19 protein-coding genes are annotated in these 19,113 nt (G+C 74.1%); 13 read left to right on the forward strand and 6 right to left on the reverse strand.

The features are described from left to right. Window positions 1-39 precede the first annotated feature (39 nt). The 4 genes from ACFQQL_RS12325 to ACFQQL_RS12340 all read left to right on the forward strand — a co-directional run bounded on the left by ACFQQL_RS12325 (window position 40) and on the right by ACFQQL_RS12340 (window position 3,679). Window positions 40-972, forward strand: a complete 933-nt coding sequence (locus tag ACFQQL_RS12325) for a 5'-3' exonuclease (RefSeq protein WP_382394758.1) — start codon at window positions 40-42, stop codon at window positions 970-972. Between the two features lie 52 nt (window positions 973-1,024). Continuing rightward, a complete protein-coding gene (locus ACFQQL_RS12330) occupies window positions 1,025-1,462 on the forward strand; it encodes an SAM-dependent methyltransferase (RefSeq protein ID WP_382394760.1) in 438 nt (145 codons plus the stop codon). A gap of 210 nt (window positions 1,463-1,672) precedes the next feature. Then, window positions 1,673-3,028: an HNH endonuclease gene (locus ACFQQL_RS12335; protein WP_382394762.1), complete on the forward strand. Its 1,356-nt coding sequence runs from the start codon at window positions 1,673-1,675 to the stop codon at window positions 3,026-3,028. Window positions 3,029-3,253: 225 nt separating this feature from the next. Further along, complete coding sequence (locus tag ACFQQL_RS12340; protein ID WP_382394764.1) at window positions 3,254-3,679, forward strand: VOC family protein; 426 nt, start codon at window positions 3,254-3,256, stop codon at window positions 3,677-3,679. 89 nt (window positions 3,680-3,768) lie between these two features. Here ACFQQL_RS12340 and ACFQQL_RS12345 read toward each other — a convergent pair whose 3' ends face one another. The 3 genes from ACFQQL_RS12345 to ACFQQL_RS12355 all read right to left on the reverse strand — a co-directional run bounded on the left by ACFQQL_RS12345 (window position 3,769) and on the right by ACFQQL_RS12355 (window position 7,173). Next, window positions 3,769-4,473, reverse strand: a complete 705-nt coding sequence (locus tag ACFQQL_RS12345) for a response regulator (protein ID WP_382394766.1) — start codon at window positions 4,471-4,473, stop codon at window positions 3,769-3,771. Further along, complete coding sequence (locus ACFQQL_RS12350; protein ID WP_382394768.1) at window positions 4,470-5,576, reverse strand: sensor histidine kinase; 1,107 nt, start codon at window positions 5,574-5,576, stop codon at window positions 4,470-4,472. The genes ACFQQL_RS12345 and ACFQQL_RS12350 overlap by 4 nt, the downstream gene beginning before the upstream one ends. A 79-nt stretch (window positions 5,577-5,655) precedes the next feature. Then, entirely contained in the window at window positions 5,656-7,173 is a 1,518-nt protein-coding gene (locus ACFQQL_RS12355) for an FAD-dependent monooxygenase (protein ID WP_382394770.1), read from the reverse strand. A 171-nt stretch (window positions 7,174-7,344) separates the two neighbouring features. On the opposite strand from ACFQQL_RS12355, the gene ACFQQL_RS12360 reads away from it, so the two are divergent. The 6 genes from ACFQQL_RS12360 to ACFQQL_RS12385 all read left to right on the forward strand — a co-directional run bounded on the left by ACFQQL_RS12360 (window position 7,345) and on the right by ACFQQL_RS12385 (window position 12,917). Then, window positions 7,345-7,623 carry an SHOCT domain-containing protein gene (locus tag ACFQQL_RS12360; RefSeq protein ID WP_382394772.1) on the forward strand — a complete coding sequence of 93 codons (279 nt, stop codon included), beginning with the start codon at window positions 7,345-7,347 and terminating at the stop codon, window positions 7,621-7,623. An 86-nt stretch (window positions 7,624-7,709) separates the two neighbouring features. Then, a complete protein-coding gene (locus ACFQQL_RS12365; RefSeq protein ID WP_382394774.1) occupies window positions 7,710-8,312 on the forward strand; it encodes a TOPRIM nucleotidyl transferase/hydrolase domain-containing protein in 603 nt (200 codons plus the stop codon). 155 nt (window positions 8,313-8,467) lie between these two features. Beyond that, window positions 8,468-9,988 carry a molybdopterin-dependent oxidoreductase gene (locus ACFQQL_RS12370; protein ID WP_382394776.1) on the forward strand — a complete coding sequence of 507 codons (1,521 nt, stop codon included), beginning with the start codon at window positions 8,468-8,470 and terminating at the stop codon, window positions 9,986-9,988. After that, window positions 9,985-10,779, forward strand: coding sequence for an MBL fold metallo-hydrolase (locus ACFQQL_RS12375; RefSeq protein WP_382394778.1), 795 nt, complete (start codon window positions 9,985-9,987; stop codon window positions 10,777-10,779). The genes ACFQQL_RS12370 and ACFQQL_RS12375 overlap by 4 nt, the downstream gene beginning before the upstream one ends. 104 nt (window positions 10,780-10,883) lie before the next feature. Then, window positions 10,884-11,882, forward strand: coding sequence for a serine hydrolase domain-containing protein (locus ACFQQL_RS12380; protein ID WP_382394780.1), 999 nt, complete (start codon window positions 10,884-10,886; stop codon window positions 11,880-11,882). Between the two features lie 60 nt (window positions 11,883-11,942). Further along, window positions 11,943-12,917: an aldo/keto reductase gene (locus tag ACFQQL_RS12385; protein ID WP_382394782.1), complete on the forward strand. Its 975-nt coding sequence runs from the start codon at window positions 11,943-11,945 to the stop codon at window positions 12,915-12,917. 53 nt (window positions 12,918-12,970) lie between these two features. Here the strand turns inward: ACFQQL_RS12385 and ACFQQL_RS12390 are convergent, their stop codons facing one another. After that, window positions 12,971-14,077, reverse strand: coding sequence for an NAD(P)/FAD-dependent oxidoreductase (locus ACFQQL_RS12390; RefSeq protein WP_382394784.1), 1,107 nt, complete (start codon window positions 14,075-14,077; stop codon window positions 12,971-12,973). Between the two features lie 62 nt (window positions 14,078-14,139). Here ACFQQL_RS12390 and ACFQQL_RS12395 point away from each other — a divergent pair, with 62 nt between their 5' ends. Genes ACFQQL_RS12395 through ACFQQL_RS12405 form a run of 3 tightly spaced genes read left to right on the forward strand, consistent with a single transcriptional unit; the run spans window position 14,140 to window position 17,405 of the window. Then, on the forward strand, window positions 14,140-15,129 hold the full coding sequence (locus ACFQQL_RS12395) for an adenosine deaminase (protein ID WP_382394786.1): 990 nt from the start codon (window positions 14,140-14,142) through the stop codon (window positions 15,127-15,129). Next, window positions 15,126-15,758 (forward strand): DNA-3-methyladenine glycosylase I, encoded by a 633-nt coding sequence (locus tag ACFQQL_RS12400; protein WP_382394788.1) that lies wholly within the window; start codon window positions 15,126-15,128, stop codon window positions 15,756-15,758. The genes ACFQQL_RS12395 and ACFQQL_RS12400 overlap by 4 nt, the downstream gene beginning before the upstream one ends. A gap of 9 nt (window positions 15,759-15,767) precedes the next feature. Then, window positions 15,768-17,405, forward strand: coding sequence for an AMP-binding protein (locus ACFQQL_RS12405; protein ID WP_382394790.1), 1,638 nt, complete (start codon window positions 15,768-15,770; stop codon window positions 17,403-17,405). Here the strand turns inward: ACFQQL_RS12405 and ACFQQL_RS12410 are convergent. Beyond that, window positions 17,402-18,091 carry a hypothetical protein gene (locus tag ACFQQL_RS12410; RefSeq protein WP_382394792.1) on the reverse strand — a complete coding sequence of 230 codons (690 nt, stop codon included), beginning with the start codon at window positions 18,089-18,091 and terminating at the stop codon, window positions 17,402-17,404. The two genes, ACFQQL_RS12405 and ACFQQL_RS12410, sit on opposite strands and share 4 nt — an antisense overlap. A 132-nt stretch (window positions 18,092-18,223) precedes the next feature. Next, window positions 18,224-18,949: a purine-nucleoside phosphorylase gene (locus ACFQQL_RS12415; protein ID WP_382394794.1), complete on the reverse strand. Its 726-nt coding sequence runs from the start codon at window positions 18,947-18,949 to the stop codon at window positions 18,224-18,226. Window positions 18,950-19,113: the final 164 nt, after the last annotated feature.

Consider the following 19,113-nt stretch of genomic DNA (forward strand, 5'->3'; position numbering starts at 1 on the left):
GTCGCCGGGGATGTGAGCGCCGTGCGGCATGCTGTGCGCATGACAACCCGGCCGCTGCTGCTCCTGGACTCTGCGAGTCTCTACTTCCGTGCCTTCTACGGCGTCCCGGACTCGATCACGGCGCCCGACGGCACGCCCGTGAACGCGGTGCGCGGGTTCCTCGACATGATCGCGCAGCTCGTGACCGACCGCCGGCCCGCCCGGATCGTCGCCTGCTGGGACGAGGACTGGCGTCCCGCCTTCCGGGTCGCGGCCATCCCGTCCTACAAGGAGCACCGGCTCTCCGAGGACGGCGTCACCGAGACGGTCCCGGAGGCGCTGACGCCGCAGGTGCCGCTGATCGTCGAGGCGCTGGCCGCGCTGGGGATCGCACGCGTCGGCGCCGCGGGCCACGAGGCCGACGACGTCATCGGCACCCTCGTGGCTCGCGAGACGGACGGCGGGTCGGGTACGCCCGTCGAGGTCGTCACGGGGGATCGCGACCTCTTCCAGCTCGTCGACGACGCCGCCGGCGTCACCGTGCTCTACACGATCCGCGGCCTGAAGAACCTCCAGGTCACCGACCAGGCGCTGCTGCGGGAGAAGTACGGCGTCGCCTCCGGGCAGGCCTACGCCGACATGGCGACGCTGCGGGGTGACCCGAGCGACGGGCTGCCGGGCGTGCCCGGGGTGGGGGAGAAGACGGCCTCCTCGCTGCTGGCGAAGTTCGGGGATCTCGACGGGGTGCTGGCTGCCGTCGAGGCTGGACAGGTCAGCGCTGGTCACCAGGCGAAGTTCGCCGCGGCCCGCGACTACCTCGCCGTTGCCCCCGGGGTGGTGCGGGTGGTCCGGGACGCGCCCGTCGGCGAGGTCTCGGACGCCGTCCCCGCCGCCCCGGCCGACCCGGACGCGCTGACCGCGCTCGCCGAGCGGTGGAACCTGGGTGGCTCGGTGACCCGGGTGGTCGAGGCCCTGGCCAGGAACAGGGGCTGAGCTCGGGCCGGAGCGGCCACGTACGCGGCCAGACCGTGGTTGGGTACGGAGCATGGTGCTCTCGCCGCGCCTGCGGGCGGTCGTCGACGCGTTGCCGTTGCGGCCGGGGATGCGCGTGCTCGAGATCGGTGGCGCGCCCGGTGCGGCGGCGCGTGAGGTCGCGACGCGCATCGGCGAGCGCGGTCACGTCCTGGTGGTCGACCGCTCGGCCAAGGGCATCGCGCTGACGGAGCAGCACGCCGCCGACGAGATCCGTGCCGGCCGGATGGGCGTGCGGTGCGTGGCAGCCGAGGACTTCGAGCTGTTGCCCGGTGAGGCCCCGTACGACCTGGCCTTCGCCGTCCGGGTCGGGGCGCTTGACGGGCGCCACCCTCGCGCGGGCGAGAGGGCCAGGGGGCGGATCCGGGCGGCACTGACGCCCTCGGGTCGGCTCTTCATCGACGGCGGTGACCCGTTGCGCGAGGTGGAGCTGGGGGAGCGCACGGGCTGATCGGGTGCGGCGGCGCCGGGGGCGGACATGCCGGCTTGTCCACAGGCGCGTCCGAAGTGACATGGTGTCCACATTTTCGTTGGAATGACGCCAAAAACCTTGACTGTCGAACAGGCGTACGAAAGAATGGGCGAAGGTCGATGAGGACAGCGACCGAGGACGGTCGAGACAGCGGCGGAGGAGCCGCGCGAAGGAGCGAGGGAGGGTCCGTTGACCACCGCGACGATGATGGGTCTGGACAGCGATCTCGACGCGTTGTCGGTGGCGGACCGGGTCGCCCTGGCCGAGCGGGTGTTGGCCTCGCTGACGGACACGGATCTGCAGGGCCTCGGTTCCCGGGAGCTGTTGGAGACGCTGGATGGCTTGGAGCGGGTCGAGCGGCGGCTCGATGCGGTGACGATGCGGGCCCTGGTGGCCGCCGAGACCGACGGGATGTGGGCCACGAGCGGTGCCCGGTCGTTCCCCGCCTGGTACGCGGCTCGGACCGGTCGATACATCGGCACCGCCCGCAGCCGGACCCGCACGGCGAGGCGGCTGCGGGACCACCTGCGCGCCACAGCCGAGGCGCTGGAGGCCGGAACGATCACCACCGGGCATGCCGAGGCGATGGCCCGGCACGCGGTGAAGTCCGATGCCACCCGTGCCCGGCTCACCGACGAGCGGCACGGCGAGAGCTTCCTGCTGGAGCACGCCGGAATCCTGGACGCCGGCCGGTTCAACACGTTGGTCAGGCGCTGGGCCACGGCGGCCGACCCCGACATGGCCGAGCGGGCCTGGCGTGAGGAGTCCGGGCGCGAGGAGGTCACCCTCGCCCCCACCCTGGACGGGTACCACCTGCAGGGCTGGCTCTCCACCGAGTCCGGCCAGGTGCTGGCCGAGGCGCTGGAGGCCCGCACCGGCGTCCCGGCCGCGGGCGACGACCGCACGCCGGCACAGCGGCGCGCGGACGCCCTGGTCGGGTTGGCACGGCTGGGCCTGGACTCCGGTGTCCTGAAGCCTGGGGCGCGGGTCCGGCCACACCTGGCCGTGCACGTGCCCTACGAGACCCTCACCAGGCTCGTCCAAGCCTCGAAGCCCACGAGCGACGCGACCGGCGACGGCGGGGATGCTGGCGGGACCGTGATCACCGCCGCGCTCGACCCGGCCGTCATGGTGGGGGTCGAGCCGGCGACGCTGCCCGACGGTAGCCCGCTGGCACCGGGCCAGCTGGCTCGGCTGGCGTGCTCCTCGGGCCTGCACCGGGTGATCTTCGGCCCGGACGGTGAGGTCCTGGACAGTGGCCGGGAGGAACGGCTCTTCACCGCGGGACAGACCCGCGCGATCGTCGCGCGAGACCGACATTGCCAGTACCCCGGCTGTCACGCCCCTCCGGGGGAGGGCGAGATCCACCACTGCCTGTGGTGGTACGAGCACGGCGGCGGCACGAGCACCGCGAACGGGGTCCTGGTCTGCTGGCACCACCACGACCAGATCCACCAGCACCACCTCACCATCAGACGCGACCACGGGACGTGGGTCTTCACCAGGCCCGACGGCAGCCGGGTGGCACCACTACGGCTCGTGTGACGCCCGCTCGCCGACCCGATGCCACGTCATGGGTCTGAGCTGCGCGTGGGTTCGAGCCAGGACATGCGGAGCTGGGCGCCGGTCTGAGCCGACACGTGCAGCGGGTGTGGCCGGGAACGATGCGCAGCGGCCCGGTTGCCGCGAGGTTCCGTGGCAAAGCGGGCGTGCCGGATGGCGTGACACGGAAGAGTGGGTCAGAACCGCAGAGCCGCACGAGGAGGCGTCATGTTACGAGGACTGACCACCCACACCTGCTACGTCCCCGACGTCCCGGCGGCCGTGGCCTGGTACCGCGAGCTGCTCGGCGTCGAGCCGTACTTCATCCGCCCGTCGCCGGAGGAGCCCGCCTACGCCGAGTTCCGGATCGGTGACCACGAGGACGAGCTCGGCCTCATCGACACCCGCTACATGCCGCCGTCGCGGGCGGACCGAGGGGTCGGCCGCGAGACCACCTACTGGCACGTCGACGACGTCGCGGCCACGCGCGATCGCATCCTGGAGCTGGGCGGCACCGAGGTCGAGCCTCTGGTGGAGCGTGAGGCCGGATTCGTCACCGCCGTCGTGGCAGACCCGTTCGGGAACGCCCTCGGCCTCATGCACAGCCCCCACTGGCTGGGGCAGCTCGACCACGAGGGGGGAGACGGCCGTTGAGCACGGCCGGATCCTCCCCTCGCCGACGGGCGCGGCAGGCAGGGACCCGTAGCGCGGCAGACAGGGACCCGTGGACCGTGGCGCCCGGATCAGCCCGCCAACCCCGACTGGTAGGCGAAGACCACGAGCTGTGCCCGGTCGCGCGCCCCGAGCTTGATCATCGCGCGCGAGACGTGCGTGCGGGCGGTCGCGGGGGAGACGAACAGCTGCTCGGCGATCTCCTGGTTGCTCAGCCCCTGCGCCACCAGCGCGACCACCTCGCGCTCCCGGTCGGTGAGCGTGTGCAGGTACGGGTGCGGCGTCGTCGTCCGGCCGGCGCGGGCCGCGAACTCCTCCACCACCCGGCGGGTGACCGACGGAGAGAGCAGCGCGTCCCCGGCCGCGACGAGCCGGATGGCGCGCAGCAGGTCCGGCGGTGAGGTGTCCTTCAGCAGGAACCCGCTCGCGCCGTGCCGCAGCGACTCGAACACGTACTCGTCGATCTCGAAGGTCGTCAGCACCACCACGCGGGTACCGGCGAGGTCCTCGTCCGCGCAGATCCGCCGGGTCGCCTCGAGCCCGTCGATCCCCGGCATCCGGATGTCCATGAGCACCACGTCGGGCTTGAGCCGTACCGCCTCGGCCACGGCGGCCAGGCCATCCCGGGCCTCGCCCACCATCACGAGGTCCGGCTCGCTGTCGACCAGCGCCCGCAGGCCGACGCGCACGAGGTCTTGGTCGTCCGCGACCAGCACGGTGATCGGTGCCCGGCCCGAGGACGGATCCGTCGCGGTCGTGTCTGCTCGCCCGGTCACAGCTGCTCTCCCAATGGAATGACCGCCTCGACCTCGAACGACCCGTGCGCCGGTCCGGCCCGGAACGCGCCGCCCAGGGCGGTCACGCGCTCCCGCATGCCCGGGATACCGAGTCCGCCGGCGACCGCTGGAGGCCCGTCCGGCGGCAGGGGACTGGTCACCCGCACCAGCAGGTTGCCGTCGCGGTGCTCGATCGTCACGCGGGCGCGGCGTTCCGCGGCGTGCTTGAGGACGTTCGTCAGCGACTCCTGCACCACCCGGTAGGCGACGACGTCGACCGCGGCGGGGACGGGCCGGCCGCGCTCCGGCCAGGTCAGCGTCACCGACATGCCCGACGCCTCCATCCGGGCCGTCAGGTCCGCCAGCCGGTCCAGGCCCGGCCCCGGCTCGCGTGGTGCCCCACCGCCCTGCACCGCCGCGAGCGTCCCGCGCAGGTCCCGCAACGCCTCACCGCTGGTGTCGCTGATGGCGTGCAACGCCCGCCGCGCCTGGGCGGGGTCGTCCAGGTGCAGGGCCACGTCCGCCTGCATCTTGATCGCCGCCAGGCCGTGACCCACGACGTCGTGCACCTCCTGCGCCACCCGCAGACGCTCCGCGTCCACCCCCTGGCGGACGGCGTCGGCGCGTGCCCGGTCCGCCGCCTCGGCCGAGTTGCGGACCGCCGCCCCGATCGCGAACGGCACCACCGCCCAGGCAGAGCCCGGGAGCACACCCGTGACCGTCCGGCCGTCGGTGAGCACGTGCGCCACGAGCACGACGGCGGACAGCGCCACCCACGGCAGGGCCCCGCGCGGCGGGACGTGCCGGGCCACCGAGTACACCGCGACGGCGTAGCTGACGAGTACAGGGCCGTAGGTGTACCCCACGACGAGGTATGTCCCCACCAGCACCGCCACGACGGCGAGCACCAGCCGTGGTCGGCGACGGCGCCACAGCAGCGCCAGCGGGCAGGCCCCGACCAGCACGAGCGCGAGCCAGTCGACCGCACGGTGCGGCATGTGCGCCCAGCGGCCGGCCGCGACCGTCATCGGCACCGTGCCCAGCAGCACGAGCGCGGGCACCACGTCTGCGGCGCCCCACCGACGCGCGGCTGCGTTCCTCACGGGCACCACTGTGTCGCCCAGGACGCCTCGGCGCCTCCGTCGCACGGCGGCCCTGCGCGTACGTCACCGGGCGTACTCATCACCTGTGCGGCTCGACCGCTGCGCCGTGGTAGCCGTGTGCCCGGAGCAGCGACGTGAACGTGGCTGCGGCGTCCCGCGGTGCCGCGGCGGCCGCGACGAAGCCGTCGGGGCGCACCAGCAGCCACCTCCCCGGCGTCAGGCCGAGGTCCTCGCGCGGGTCGAACCGGTGCGTCCGGGCCACCAGGGCAGGCAGCCCGGCGAGCGGCGGCAGCTGCGGCCCGTATGCATGGACCTGCCACGTCGCCGCCGCGAGGCTCGCGTGGTTGGCGCCGGTCCACGGCAGCCGGCGTCCGACCACCGGGTCGCGGCGTCCGCGGGCGCGCTCGGCGGCGCTCATCCAGTAGTGGATACGGATCTGGCCGACGTACTGGGCCAGCCGCTGTGCGACCGGAAGCCGCGGCAGCACGGTGGCCACCGCCGGAGCCAGCAGCGGCACGAGCAGGCGGCGCAGCCGCACGGCCCTCGGCGATGGGTCCGTGACCGCGGCGAAGAGTCGGTCCGTGGTGCTCACCAGGCGGCGGGCGACCGGCATCCGCTCCTCGGCGTACCGGTCCAGCAGCCTCTCGTCCGCCCGGCCCGCGGAGACGTCCGCCAGCTTGAACGCGAGGTTGTGGGCGTCCTGCAGGCCGGTGTTCATGCCCTGGCCGCCCACGGGTGAGTGGATGTGGCCGGCGTCGCCCGCCAGCAGCACACGGCCGGAGCGGAACCGTGACGCCACCCGGTGGTGCACGCGGTAGGTGGTGAACCAGGTGGAGTGGTCGAACTCGACGCCGAAGTCGCGTGCCACCTCAGCGCGGAGCGTCTCCTGCTCGGGCACCTCCTCCGGATCGGGCACGACGCCGATCACCCGGTGATGGCCGGGCTCGCCCATCGGGAACGTCAGCAGGAACGAGTCCGGTCCGAGCCGGACGTTCACGGCCGCCTCGCTCACCCCGCGCACACCGTGCGCGTCGGCGAGCCAGAACGTCTGCGGGTTGGTCATCCCCTCGAAGGAGATGCCGGCTGCGGCACGGACCGCGGAGGAGGCACCGTCCGCCCCGACGCACCACCGGGCGGTGACCGTCCGCCGTCCGCCCGGCCCGTCGAGCTCGGCCTCGACGTGGTCCCCGTGATCGGTCAGGTCCACCAGCCGGTGCTGCCACGAGACCCGCCCGCCGAGACGCCCGAGGTGCTCCGCCAGGAGCCGCTCGTTGACCGACTGCTCCAGCAGGTGGATGCCCGGGTACGGGGTGCCGCGGGTCGCGAGCCGTCCGAGCGGGATGGCGCCGGGTGCCGGCCGCGACTGCCACCCGGGCCGCAGCCGCGGTGCCCACGTGGCCCGGTCGCGGACGGCGTCGACCATCCCGAGCTGGTCGTAGATCTCCATCGAGCGGGCCTGGACGGCGAGCGCACGCGACTCCCGTGTCGGTCCGTCCTGGTGGTCGACGACCTCGTGGTCCACGCCGAGGCGGGCGAGCCAGCACGCGAGCATCAGCCCTGTCGGTCCGGCGCCGGTGACGAGGACCTCGGTATCCATGAGCACACCGTAGACCTCGCCCCCGCTACGTCGGCCGTCGTACGCGACGGCGGCCGCCGTACGCCGTCCCACGTCACCGAGGACCAACACCCCGCTGACGACGGCGCGCCCGTCGCCGACCAGCCTGGAACCACGCCCGGACACCGGTCCGGGCCCGAGAGGAGATCGATCATGACCACGTTCCTGCAGACCGTCCCGCTCCTCGCCGAGGGCTGGGGCCACCACGGTGCCGGCGGCGGCCCGGGCTGGTGGATCGCCTTCCCGATCGCCTGGTTCCTCCTGCTCGCCGGCGGCATCACCGCGATCGTCCTGACCGCCCGCCGACGGCACCGCCTCGCGGGCCTGCGCGCCGGAGAGGCACGCCTCGCCGAGCGGTACGCCGCGGGCGAGATCGACGAGGAGGAGTACCGCCGCCGCATGACGGGTCTTCGCGGTCTCACGGACCGCTGAGCCGCCCGCTCGAGGGTGCCGGGACCGGACACGAAACGCCCGGTCCCGGCACCCTCGTCGCGTCTCGCCGTATCGTCGGACACGCCGTGGACGCCACACCCGCCCCCGTTCCGCCGCCGGCCGTACCGGTCGACGGCGCGAGCTCGGTCGTGCTCGTCGAAGGCACCTCCGACGCGACCGCCCTGCGCACGCTCGCCGAGCTGCAGGGCCGGGACCTGGCCGGAGAGCGCGTCGCGGTCGTGCCGATGGGCGGTGCGACGAGCGTGGCGAAGTACCTCCAGCGGTTCGGTCCGCCGGGCCTGGGCCTGCACGTGGTCGGCTTGTGCGACACCCGCGAGGAACCGTTCGTGCGGCGTGGTCTCGCGGCCGCCGGCATCGCCGAGGTGACCAGCCGCGAGGAGACCGAACGGGCCGGCTTCTCGGTCTGCGTGGTCGACCTCGAGGACGAGCTCATCCGTGCGCTCGGGCCGGCCGGCGTGCTCGCCGTGCTGGAGGAGCACGGCGACCTCAGCCGGTTCCGCCGCTTCCAGCGCCAGCCGGCGCACCGGCGGGAGCCGGTCGCGCACCAGCTCCGCCGCTTCCTCGGCACCACCAGCGGACGGAAGGCGCTCTACGCGCAGCGGCTCGTCAAGGCCGCCGGACCGGACCGGGCACCGGCGCCGCTGCGGGCCGTCCTCGCCCGGGTGTGAGCAGACCGCCGCGATCGGAGCACACCGCCGATCGGGCACGTGCGCCGGCACGGAGCGGCCTACGCTCGAGGCGCGTGCACGCGCGAGGACATCCGGACGGGCCACCCCGCCCGTACCTCCTCCAAAAGAACCGTCGTCGCACGCAGGGAGGGACCATGGCCACCACACGCGCGTCCGCGGCGCTCGCCGGCCTCGGCGTGACGGGTGGGTCGGTGGGGCTCGCGGAGCTGTTGACCCGGCTCGCCGGCACCGGACCGGGCCCCGTCGAGGCCGTCGCGGAGGCCTTCATCGACGCCACGCCGGCCTGGCTGAAGGACCTGGCCATCGCCCTGTTCGGCACGGCCGACAAGGTCGCGCTCGGCGTCGGGATCGTGGTCGTCATGGCGGGCCTCGCCGTCGCGGCGGGCCTGGCGGAACGGGCCCGCACCGTCCGGGGAGCCGTCCTGCTGGCCGTCCTCGCCGTCGTCGCCGCGGTCGCCACGCTCGTGCGGCCCGACGGCGGAGCGCTCGCCACGTGGCCGGTGCTGGTCTCCGGGCTCGCCGGGGCGCTCGCGCTCGTCGGCCTCCTCAGACCCGCACCGCTGGACCCCGCCCGGGCGATGGCGGACCGCAAGGTCCTCGACCGGCGCCGGCTTCTCCTCGGCGCCGGCGCGGTCGGCGGTCTCGCCGTGGTGGGCGGCTCGGTCACCCGGTTCGCCGGCGGCACCCCAACCGCCGGCGCGGCGCCGCTGGACCTGCCCGTGCCCGCCTCGCCAGCACCACGGGTCCCGCCGTCCGCGACGCTGGACGTCCCGGGCCTGACGCCGTGGCGCACACCGAACGCGGACTTCTACCGCATCGACACCGCCTTCGTCGTCCCGCAGGTCGACCCCGAGAGCTGGACCCTGCGCGTCCACGGCCTCGTCGAGCGTGAGGTGGTCCTCACCCTGGACGAGCTGCTGGCCGAGGACCTCGTCGAGGCCTGGATCACGCTGTGCTGCGTCTCCAACGAGGTGGGCGGCAGCCTCATCGGGAACGCCCGATGGCTGGGCCTGCCGGTGCGTACCGTGCTCGAACGCGCCGGTGTGCGCGACGATGCGGACATGGTGCTCTCGCGCAGCGTCGACGGGTTCTCCGCCTCCACCCCGCTGGAGGTGCTCACCGACGATCGCGACGCGCTGCTCGCCGTCGGCATGAACGGCACCGAGCTGCCGCCCGAGCACGGCTACCCGGTCCGCGTCGTCGTGCCCGGCCTGTACGGCTACGTCTCGGCCACCAAGTGGCTCGCCGAGCTGGAGGTCACCCGCTTCGCCGACCGGACCGCCTACTGGACCGACCGCGGCTGGTCCCCGCGCGGCCCCGTGAAGATCTCCTCCCGCATCGACGTGCCTCGCGGTGCCCGCACCCTCACCGCCGGCGAGGTTGTCGTCGCGGGCGTCGCCTGGGCCCAGCACACCGGCATCGCGGCGGTCGACGTCCGGATCGACGGCGGGCCCTGGCAGGCCGCCGAGCTCGCGGACGAGCTGTCGGTGGACACGTGGCGCCAGTGGGTCTACCGGTGGGACGCACCCGCCGGCGACCACAGTCTCGAGGTCCGGGCCACCGGCCACGACGGCGAGGTGCAGACCGAGGAGATCCAGGGCGTGGTGCCCGACGGCGCCACCGGCCTGCACCGGGTGGAGGTGGTGGTCGAGTGACCCCGCCGTGGACCGGCGGCCGCACGAGCGAGCGCGCCACCTGCGTCCTCGCGCCCAACCCGGGCGTGATGACTCTCGAGGGGACGAACACCTGGGTGCTGCGTGAGCCGGGCGCCCCGGAGGCGGTCGTGGTCGACCCCGGTCCGGACGACGACGCGCACCTGGCCGCGGTGCTCGAGACGGCGGGCGCCGATGGCGGCCGCGTGGCCCAGATCCTGCTGACCCACCATCACCGGGACCACACCGACGGCGTCCCCGCCCTCGCGGCCGCCACCGGCGCACCGGTCCGCGGGGCCGGCGAGGGCCGCCCGTTCGGCGACGGCGAGCGGCTCGAGATCGGCGGGCTCGTGCTGCAGGTCCTCGCCACGCCCGGCCACACCGCCGACTCCGTGTCCGTCATGGTGCCCGAGGACCGGCTGCTGCTCACCGGCGACACCGTCATCGGCCGCGGCACCACCGCCATCGGCATCAACGGAGACGGCGACCTCGGCGACTACCTGCGCACCCTCGACCAGCTGAGCACGCTGGCCGATCTCGGCTCGTTCGACCGGATCGGCCCGGGCCACGGTCCCGTCATCGACGACCCTCAGCCAGTCCTCGCCGATCTCAAGGCGCACCGGTGGAAGCGGCTCGAGGAGGTCCGTGCCGCGGTCGACGCGGGCGCGCACGGTGTCGACGAGGTCGCTCGCGCGGTCTACGGCTCGCTCGCAGCTGACCGGCGCTGGGCGGTCGAGCACAGCGTGCGGGCCCAGCTGCACTACCTGAATATCCGCCACGACCTCACCGACTGATCACTGCCGTGCTGTCCCGCCGAGCCCTGTTGCGCGGTGCGGGCATCTGCGGTGCCGCCGGGGTCGTCACGACCGCCTGCGCGGCGCCGCGTACGCTTGCGGTGGTGGCTGAGGACATCGACAAGTACCTGCGGGAGAGCCTGGCGGGGCCCGCCGCCGTCACCGTCGCCGTCGTCCGCGGCGACGACGTCGTCTACGCCAAGGGTTTCGGCCTCACCGACCGCGTGCAGCACGTCGCCGCCGGCGTCGGCACCGTCTACGACATCGGATCCGTCTCCAAGCAGTTCACCGCTGCGGCGGTGATGTCGCTGGTCGACGCGGGTGCGGTGACCGTCGACGACCGCATCGCCGACCACCTCGACGCGCCGTGGTCACAGGAGGCGGCGGACATCACGCTCCACCACCTCCTCACCCACACCTCGGGTCTCGGCGACCTTGGGATCGGCGACTACGAGCCGCTCACCATGGCGGACATGATCGCCGGCGCGGCGCGGGCGCGCCTGCACTCGCGCCCGGGCACCGCTCACCGCTACGCGAACCTGAACTACAGCCTGCTTGCGGCCGTGGTCGTCACGGTCGGCGGGCTCGGGTTCGAGGAGTACCTCGCCGAGACGTTGTTCGCAGCGGCCGGGATGGCGGAGACCGGGTGGCTGCTGCCAACCTGGGACCGGCTGCGCGTCGCGCAGCAGTACGACGCCTCCGGGCGGCCGCAGGGCAGGCCGAACGAGCTGCCGTGGGCAGCCGACGGCCCGCACTGGGCGCTGCGCGGCAACGGAGGTCTGCTCTCGACCGCGCCAGACATGATCGCCTGGCACCGGGCACTGCGCGCCGGGACCGTCCTCAGCGCGGAGTCTGGGCGGGCCATGTTCACCCCGCACGTGCCCGAGGATCCCCACGGCGAGGGTCACTACGGCTACGGCTGGGCGATCTGGACCGATGACGGCGGGCGGGTCGCCGGCCACGACGGCGCCAACGACTGGTCCTACTGCAGCGTCATCCGTGGACTGGACACCGACGACATGGTCTTCGTCGCGACCAGCACCGGCGGACCGGCCTTCGCGGACCGCGACCTGGCGACGGAGCTCAGGGCCCGGCTGCGGTGATCTGAATGGGCTGCGGACTCCCTGCCGTCCGGTGACGGCCCGGCGGCTAGCCTGGCGAGCATGGACCACGTACGACTCGGACGTTCCGGACTCGCCGTCTCCGTCGTCGGACTCGGGTGCAACAACCTGGGCCGGCCCGGCACCGCCACCGAGACGGAGGAGGGGACCGCCGCCGTCGTGCACGCGGCCCTCGACGCCGGGATCACCCTCTTCGACACGGCGGACACCTACGGTGCCGAGCCGGGCCTCAGCGAGACCCTCCTCGGACGGGCGCTCGCCGGCCGCCGGGACGAGGCCGTGGTGGCCACGAAGTTCGGCATGGACGCCCGCGGCGCCAACGGCACGGACTTCGGTGCCCGCGGGTCGCGGCGGTACATCGTCAAGGCCGCCGAGGCCTCCCTGCGCCGCCTCGGGACCGACTACATCGACCTGTACCAGCTGCACCGCCCCGATGCGCAGACCCCGGTCGAGGAGACCCTCTCGGCGCTGGACGACCTGGTCCGCGCCGGCAAGGTCCGGTACGTGGGGCACTCCAACTTCGCCGGCTGGCAGATCGCCGAGGCGGCGCACACCGCGGAGCAGGGCGGGTTCACGCCGTTCATCTCCGCGCAGAACCACTACAGCCTGATCGAGCGCAGCGCCGAGCGTGAGGTCACCGAGGCGGCCGAGCACTACGGGCTCGGCGTGCTGCCCTTCTTCCCCCTCGCGAACGGCCTGCTCACCGGTAAGTACTCGGGCGGCACCGCGCCGGAGGGCAGCCGGCTGAGCAGCGGACCTCGCAGCGGGTGGCTCGAGAACGAGGAGCTCATGGGGAAGGTCCGCGCGTACGGCGACTTCGCGCGCGAGCGCGGCCTGAGCGAGGTCCAGGTCGCGTTCTCGTGGCTCGCCTCCCGGCCGAGCGTCGCCTCCGTCATCGCCGGCGCCACCCGTCCCGAGCAGGTCGGCCAGAATTCCGCGGCCGTCGGCTGGGTGCCGACCGAGGAGGACGAGGCGGAGCTCGACGCGATCTTCGCGCCCGGCGCCTCCTCGCTCTGACCCGGCCGTCCGCGTTCTGACACGACCGTCCGCCCGGCGCGCGAGCCGAGCCCTCAGGCCGGCGAGGGTGCGAGGCCGGCGATCTCCGGTGCCTCCTCGCCCAGGATCGCGCGTGCGAGTGCGTCCCCCACGAGGGGGCCCATGGTGAGCCCGCCCGCTCCGAACCCCGTCGCGACCCAGACCCCGTCCTCACCCGGCACCTGACCGACCACCGGCATCTCGGCGAGCGGCCGGAGCCCGACCCGCGTCTCGACCAGGGTGGCGTCCGCGAGGCCCGGTGCCACCGCCAGCGCGTCCTGCAGCACCTGCGCCTGCCCGGCGGCCGTGATCCGCGGGTCGAACCCGCTGCCGGTCTCACGCGTGGCACCGACCACCACCCGGCCGCCGTCGAACGCCACCAGGTAGTGCGGGGCGACCGGGGTCACGGTCGGCCAGCCCGAGGTGTCCACGCCGTCGAGGCGCAGGTGGGTGATCTGACCCCGCTGGGGCTCGACCGGCACGACGGCGTCCGCCAGGAGCCGGGGCGTCCACGCCCCCGCGGCAACGACCACGGCGTCGGCCTCGAGCGGCGTGCCGTCCACGGCGACGACCGACCGCTCGCCGTACCGCGTCAACCGGGCCCGCTCGGTGACCTGCCGGGCCCCGTACCGGCCGGCCGCCGACAGCAGGGCGTCACGCAGCGTCCGGCCGTCCACCCGGCCGCCGCCGGTGAGCAGGACGCCGCCCAGGTCTTCGGCGAGCGGCGGGAAGAGCTCGCGCGTCTGCGCCGGGTCCAGCCGCGCCACCTCGCCGGCCACCGGACCGGCCGCGGCGGCCCGGCGGCGCAGCCGCTGCTCGGCCTCCTCGAGCACGGCGGGGTCCCGGTGCACGACGAGGGCGCCCGTGCGGCGGTAGTCCGTCGAGGTGACCCCCGCCGCGGACAGCCGCTCCAGCAGCGTCGGGTAGTAGCCGCCGCCCGCGGCGTAGAGGTCGTAGTACGGCCCTTCCTCGGTCACCGTCCACGGCGCCACGATCCCCGCACCCGCCTGCGTCGCCTGACCGTCCGCGCCGTCGTCGACGACCGTGACGGCGACACCGCGGGAGGCGAGGGCGAACGCCACGGACGCACCGGCGATGCCGGCACCCACGACGACAGCGGAGGAGGTGGGGGAGGTGACCACGGCACCATTCTCACCACACCAAAGCCCTGGGTCGTGTCCCCGCCCCGCCCTACCCTGGCGCCATGCCCACCATGCCCACGGTCGAGCTGCACCTCCACCTCGAGGGCACCCTGGAGCCGGAGCTGATCCTCGCCCTCGCGGAGCGCAACCGCGTGGACCTGCCGTACGCGGATCCCGAGGATCTCCGCTCCCGCTACGAGTTCACGGACCTGCAGTCCTTCCTCGACCTGTACAACGCCAACCTCGACGTCCTGCGCACCGGGGAGGACTTCCACGACCTCACCGCCGCCTACCTCGCGCGCGCGGCCACGGCGGGCGTGCGTCACGCCGAGGTGTTCCTCGACCTGCAGTCGCACACCGGGCGCGGCCTGCGACCGGAGGAGGTGCTCGACGGCGTCACCGCCGCGCTGGACACCTCGCGGGAGCGCGGCCTGACGAGCGGCCTCATCGTCACCCTCATGCGCCACCTCCCGCCCGAGGGCGCCGTCGAGGCCGTCCGGCAGGTCCTCGACTCCGGCGCGGAGGTGCTCGGCATCGGCATGTGCTCGACCGAGCTGGTCCGCCACGCGCGCGACTTCGCCCCGGCGTTCGGCCTCGCCCGGGCGCACGGGCTGCGACTGACCTCCCATGCCGGGGAGGAGGGCCCGCCGCAGCACGTCGCCGACGTCCTCGACATCCTCCACGTGGAGCGCGTCGACCACGGCGTCCGCGCCATGGAGGACCCGGCTCTTGTGGAGCGGCTGGCCGCCGACCAGGTGCCGCTGACCGTCTGCCCGCTGTCGAACGTGCGGCTGGGCGTCTTCCCGTCGCTCGGCGAGCACCCGCTGCGGCGCATGCTCGACGCGGGACTCCTGGTCACCGTGAACTCCGACGACCCCGCCTACTTCGGCGGCTACGTGGACGAGAACTTCCGGCAGGTCACCGCGGCGCTCGACCTGAGCGCCGACCACCTGCGCACGCTCGCCCGCAACGCCGTCGAGGCGGCCTGGGTCGACGACGCCCGGCGGGCCGAGCTGCGCGACGAGGTCGCCGGCTGGGCGGCAACCCCGTGAGCGCGGAGCTCGTCGTGGGCGAGGACGGACTGGCCCGGCCGGCCTGGGCCGCGACCGACCCGCTCATGCGCACGTACTACGACACCGAGTGGGGCATGCCCGTGCGCGGCGAGCGGGCGGTCTTCGAGCGGCTCAGCCTGGAGGCCTTCCAGTCCGGGCTGTCGTGGGCCACCGTGCTGCGCAAGCGGCCCGCCTTCCGCGAGGTCTTCCACGACTTCGAGGCCGACGCCGTAGCCGCGTTCACCGACGACGACGTCGCACGGCTGCTCCAGGACGCGCGCATCATCCGCAACCGGGCCAAGATCGAGGCGACGCGCACCAACGCGCGCGCCACGGTCGCGCTGCGCGCGGACGGCGGCCTGGAGGCCCTGGTCTGGTCCTACCGGCCCGCCCGCACCCCGGTGCCGCGCACCATGGCCGAGCTGCCCACCACGAGCCCAGAGTCGGTCGCGCTGTCCAAGGACCTGCGCCGCCGCGGCTTCGCGTTCGTCGGCCCCACGACCATGCACGCCCTCATGGAGGCGATCGGCATCGTCGACACCCACCTCGTCGGCTCCCACCGCCGCGGCTGCTCCGGCCTGTGGAACCCGGACGGCACGCCGCGCGAGGCCGCCGACGCGCTCGGGTAGCCTGCCGCCGTGCGCGGCACGTACCACGAGGTGTGGCGGCGGGTGGCGGCCGCGGTGCCGGACCGTCCCGCCGTCGTCTCGTCGCGGGCCACGCTCACCTACCGGGACCTCGACCGCGACGCCGCCCGGCTCGCGGGACTGCTGCGCGAGCGGGGCGTCGGCGCCGGCGACACGGTCGCGATCTATTCCCACAACAGCGTCGAGTACCTCACGGTCGTCTTCGCGGCCCTCACGCACGGGGCGGCGCCCGTCCCGCTGAACTTCCGGTACCGCGCCAATGAGGTCCAGCCGCTGCTGGAGATGGTCTCGGCCGCCGCCCTGGTGTACCCGCGCTCCCTCGCCGAGGTCGTCGCCGCCGTCCGGGACGCCCGGCCGGAGATGCTGCTGCTCGAGATCGACGACGGCGCCAGCGGGTCGGCGGGCCGGGATTCCGCGGCCGGGGGCCCTGCGCTCAGCGGTGCCGTGCCGTACACCGCGCTCGAGTCCGCCGCCGAGCACCGGCCCGACCCGCTCCCCGCCGACGGTGACCTCCTGCTGTGCACGGGCGGCACCACCGGCCGCCCCAAGGCCGTCGTGTGGTCCGTGGCCGAGCTGTTCGCCGGCCAGCAGTACGCCACCTACGGCACGCTCGGCCTTCCGCTGCCGGGGACGCTCGACCAGGCGGTGCAGATCGCCCTCGACCCGGCCACACCGCGCACGGTCGTCCTGCCTCTCGCCCCGTTCATGCACGGCACGGCGCTGTTCAACAGCATGAACGTCCTCCTGCTCGGCGGCACCGTCGTGGTCCTCGACTCGTCCCGGCTCGACCCGGACGAGGCGGTGCGACTGGCGCGGCAGGAGGGGGTCACCCGCCTCATCATCGCCGGGGACTCGGTCGCCCGCCCGGTCCTCGACGCGGCCGAGCGCGCGCATCCCGCCGGACTGCCCGCCCTGACGTCGGTCATCTCCTCCGGCATGCGCCTCAGCGACGAGTCCAAGGCCCGGCTGCACGCCCTCGGCACGGTCACCGTCTCGGACTTCCTCGCCTCCACGGAGGGCGGGCCCTACGCGGTCGCCGTCTCCACCGGCCCGCAGGACCTGCCCGCCCCGCTCCGGCTCTTCCCGGGCGCGGTCGTCCTCGACGAGCACCACGCCGAGATCCAGGACCGCCCCGGCGCGGTGGGCTTGCTCGCCTTCCGGGGCGGCCTGCCGACCGGGTACCTCGGCGACCCGGACCGCACGGCCGAGACCTTCCCCGTCGTCGGCGGCCGGCGGCACGTCGTGCCCGGGGACTGGGTCCAGGTGCTGGGAGACGGCGAGGTCGAGCTGCTCGGCCGGGGGAGCGCCGTGGTCAACAGCGGCGGGGAGAAGATCTACCCCGCCGAGGTCGAGGAGGCGCTCATGACGCACCCGGACGTCACCGACGCCGTCGTCTTCGGCATCCCGGACGAGCGGTGGGGTGAGGCCGTGACCGCCGTGGTCGCCGTCGTGCCGGGATCCTCGGTCACCGGTGCCGACCTCGCCGCGCACGTCGGCACGCGGCTCGCGGGGTACAAGAAGCCGCGTCGGGTGGTGCTGCGCGACCGGCTCGAGCGCAGCCCCACGGGCAAGATCGACCTGCGCGCCCTGCGCGCGGAGGTCGCGAACCTGCCCGGCCGGCCCGCCTAGCGCGCGGGAGCCACCACGTCACGCCACTGCTCAGGGGCGAGCGAGGGCGTGGGTGTCGACGCGCCACGCGTCCCGCGCTGCAGCGCCCGGCAGACGGCGATGGCCTCGGTCAGCAGGACGCGCAGACGCTCGTCGCTGTCCGGCACGCACGCGGTGGCGATGCCCGGCACGGCGAAGTCGAGGATCACCGGCCCGGGGTGGAACCGGACCGGGCCGATCACGCCCTGGCTGATGAACCGCTTCGCCCACTGCGCGGCCAGCGGGGCCTGCGCGAGCGCCATCTCGGTGGTCGGTCGGAGGGTGTCCGGGTCGCGGCCGTCGGCCGCCGCGAGCATCCGGTCGACGCTGAGTGCCCCGACGGCGAGCGAGCGCTGCGTCTCCTCGGCGACCACCGGCAGCGCCGTGGTCGCGGTGAGCAGTGCGATCTCGTGGTCCCACCGCGGGTCCGTGCTCGTCAGCCCGATGACCGACGGCACCAGCGGCGCGAGCGTCGGCCGGCCGGCGTCGGAGGTGCAGTCGTTGACCAGACGGGCGAGGTGCGCCAGCAGCCGGTGCGTGCAGGCGGGCCGGTCGCTCCAGCGCTCGCCGGCGAGGTGCGAGGCCAGCTCCATGAAGCACGCGCCCTTGCGAGGGTTCCGGTGCTTGCCGCGCCCGAGCATCGGCAGGATGTCGTAGTCGTTGTCCATGACCTCTGCTCCCACTCCGGAGTGATCGCTGTCACACCAGGATGCGCCTCCGGCCCGGGGTGGCGCAACGGGAACTGGGTGGTCTACGGCGTGGCGACTTGACGAAAAGGAGTGCCGACGTCGCTCAGGCAGTCACTCCGACGGGCTGTGCGCGGCAGCGAGCCCCAGGGTCAGCGCCCGCTGGAAGTTCTGCTCACGCTCGGCCGCCGAGAAGTCCCCGGTGGAGTCCAGGAGGTGGTCGGAGATCGTGCAGACGGCCAGGGCCTGGCGTCCGTGCTCGGCGGCGATCGCGTACAGCGCGGCGGCCTCCATCTCCACCGCGAGGGTGCCGTAGTCCGCCAGCAACCGGATCTGGTCGGCCGGGTTGCCGTAGAAGTGGTCGCGGGAGACCACGGGCGCCACATGCACGGGCACCTCCGGCCCGAGCCCTTCGGCCGCGGCGACCGCGGCTGCCACCAGCGGGTAGGAGGCGACGGCGGAGAACCGGATCCCCGGGATGCGACGGTCGTTCATCGCCGAGTCGGTGTGCGCGCCGAGCGCCACCACCACGTCCCCCACGCTCACCGCGGGGGACAGGCCACCGGCGGTCCCGACCCGCACGATGCGCCGGACGTCGTAGTGACTGAACAGCTCGTTGGCGTAGATGCCGAGGGACGGCATGCCCATGCCGGACGCCATGACGGTCAGCGGCTTCCCGTCGACCTCGCCGGTCCAGACGCCGTTGCCGCGGACCTCGGAGACGAGCCGCGCGTCCGGCATGAGCTGGGTGGCGATCCGTTCCGCCCGCCTCGGGTCACCGGGGAGCAGGACGGCAGGGGCGATCTCGCCCGGCTGGGCGGCGATGTGCGGTGTGGGCATGCGGCACATCGTCGCACGAGGGGCCGGGCGCACCGGCCCAGGGTGACCGTCCCCGTGCCGCCATCCCGCTGACCTGGAGGTTCATGAAGGGTTTCTCATCTGTTCATCATCTCCGGCTCACCCGGCCCGGGCATCGTGGTCCGCGAACGAGGCCTTCGACAGGA

It is taken from the genome of Georgenia alba (assembly GCF_042665525.1).
Taxonomy (GTDB): Bacteria; Actinomycetota; Actinomycetes; order Actinomycetales; family Actinomycetaceae; genus Allobogoriella; species Allobogoriella alba.

Coding starts and splice junctions, on each gene's coding strand:
- ACFQQL_RS12325 (WP_382394758.1), top strand. CDS start 40: ATGACAACCCGGCCGCTGCTGCTCCTGGACTCTGCGAGTCTCTACTTC.
- ACFQQL_RS12330 (WP_382394760.1), top strand. CDS start 1,025: ATGGTGCTCTCGCCGCGCCTGCGGGCGGTCGTCGACGCGTTGCCGTTG.
- ACFQQL_RS12340 (WP_382394764.1), top strand. CDS start 3,254: ATGTTACGAGGACTGACCACCCACACCTGCTACGTCCCCGACGTCCCG.
- ACFQQL_RS12355 (WP_382394770.1), bottom strand. CDS start 7,173: ATGGATACCGAGGTCCTCGTCACCGGCGCCGGACCGACAGGGCTGATG.
- ACFQQL_RS12360 (WP_382394772.1), top strand. CDS start 7,345: ATGACCACGTTCCTGCAGACCGTCCCGCTCCTCGCCGAGGGCTGGGGC.
- ACFQQL_RS12370 (WP_382394776.1), top strand. CDS start 8,468: ATGGCCACCACACGCGCGTCCGCGGCGCTCGCCGGCCTCGGCGTGACG.
- ACFQQL_RS12385 (WP_382394782.1), top strand. CDS start 11,943: ATGGACCACGTACGACTCGGACGTTCCGGACTCGCCGTCTCCGTCGTC.
- ACFQQL_RS12395 (WP_382394786.1), top strand. CDS start 14,140: ATGCCCACCATGCCCACGGTCGAGCTGCACCTCCACCTCGAGGGCACC.
- ACFQQL_RS12410 (WP_382394792.1), bottom strand. CDS start 18,091: ATGGACAACGACTACGACATCCTGCCGATGCTCGGGCGCGGCAAGCAC.
- ACFQQL_RS12415 (WP_382394794.1), bottom strand. CDS start 18,949: ATGCCCACACCGCACATCGCCGCCCAGCCGGGCGAGATCGCCCCTGCC.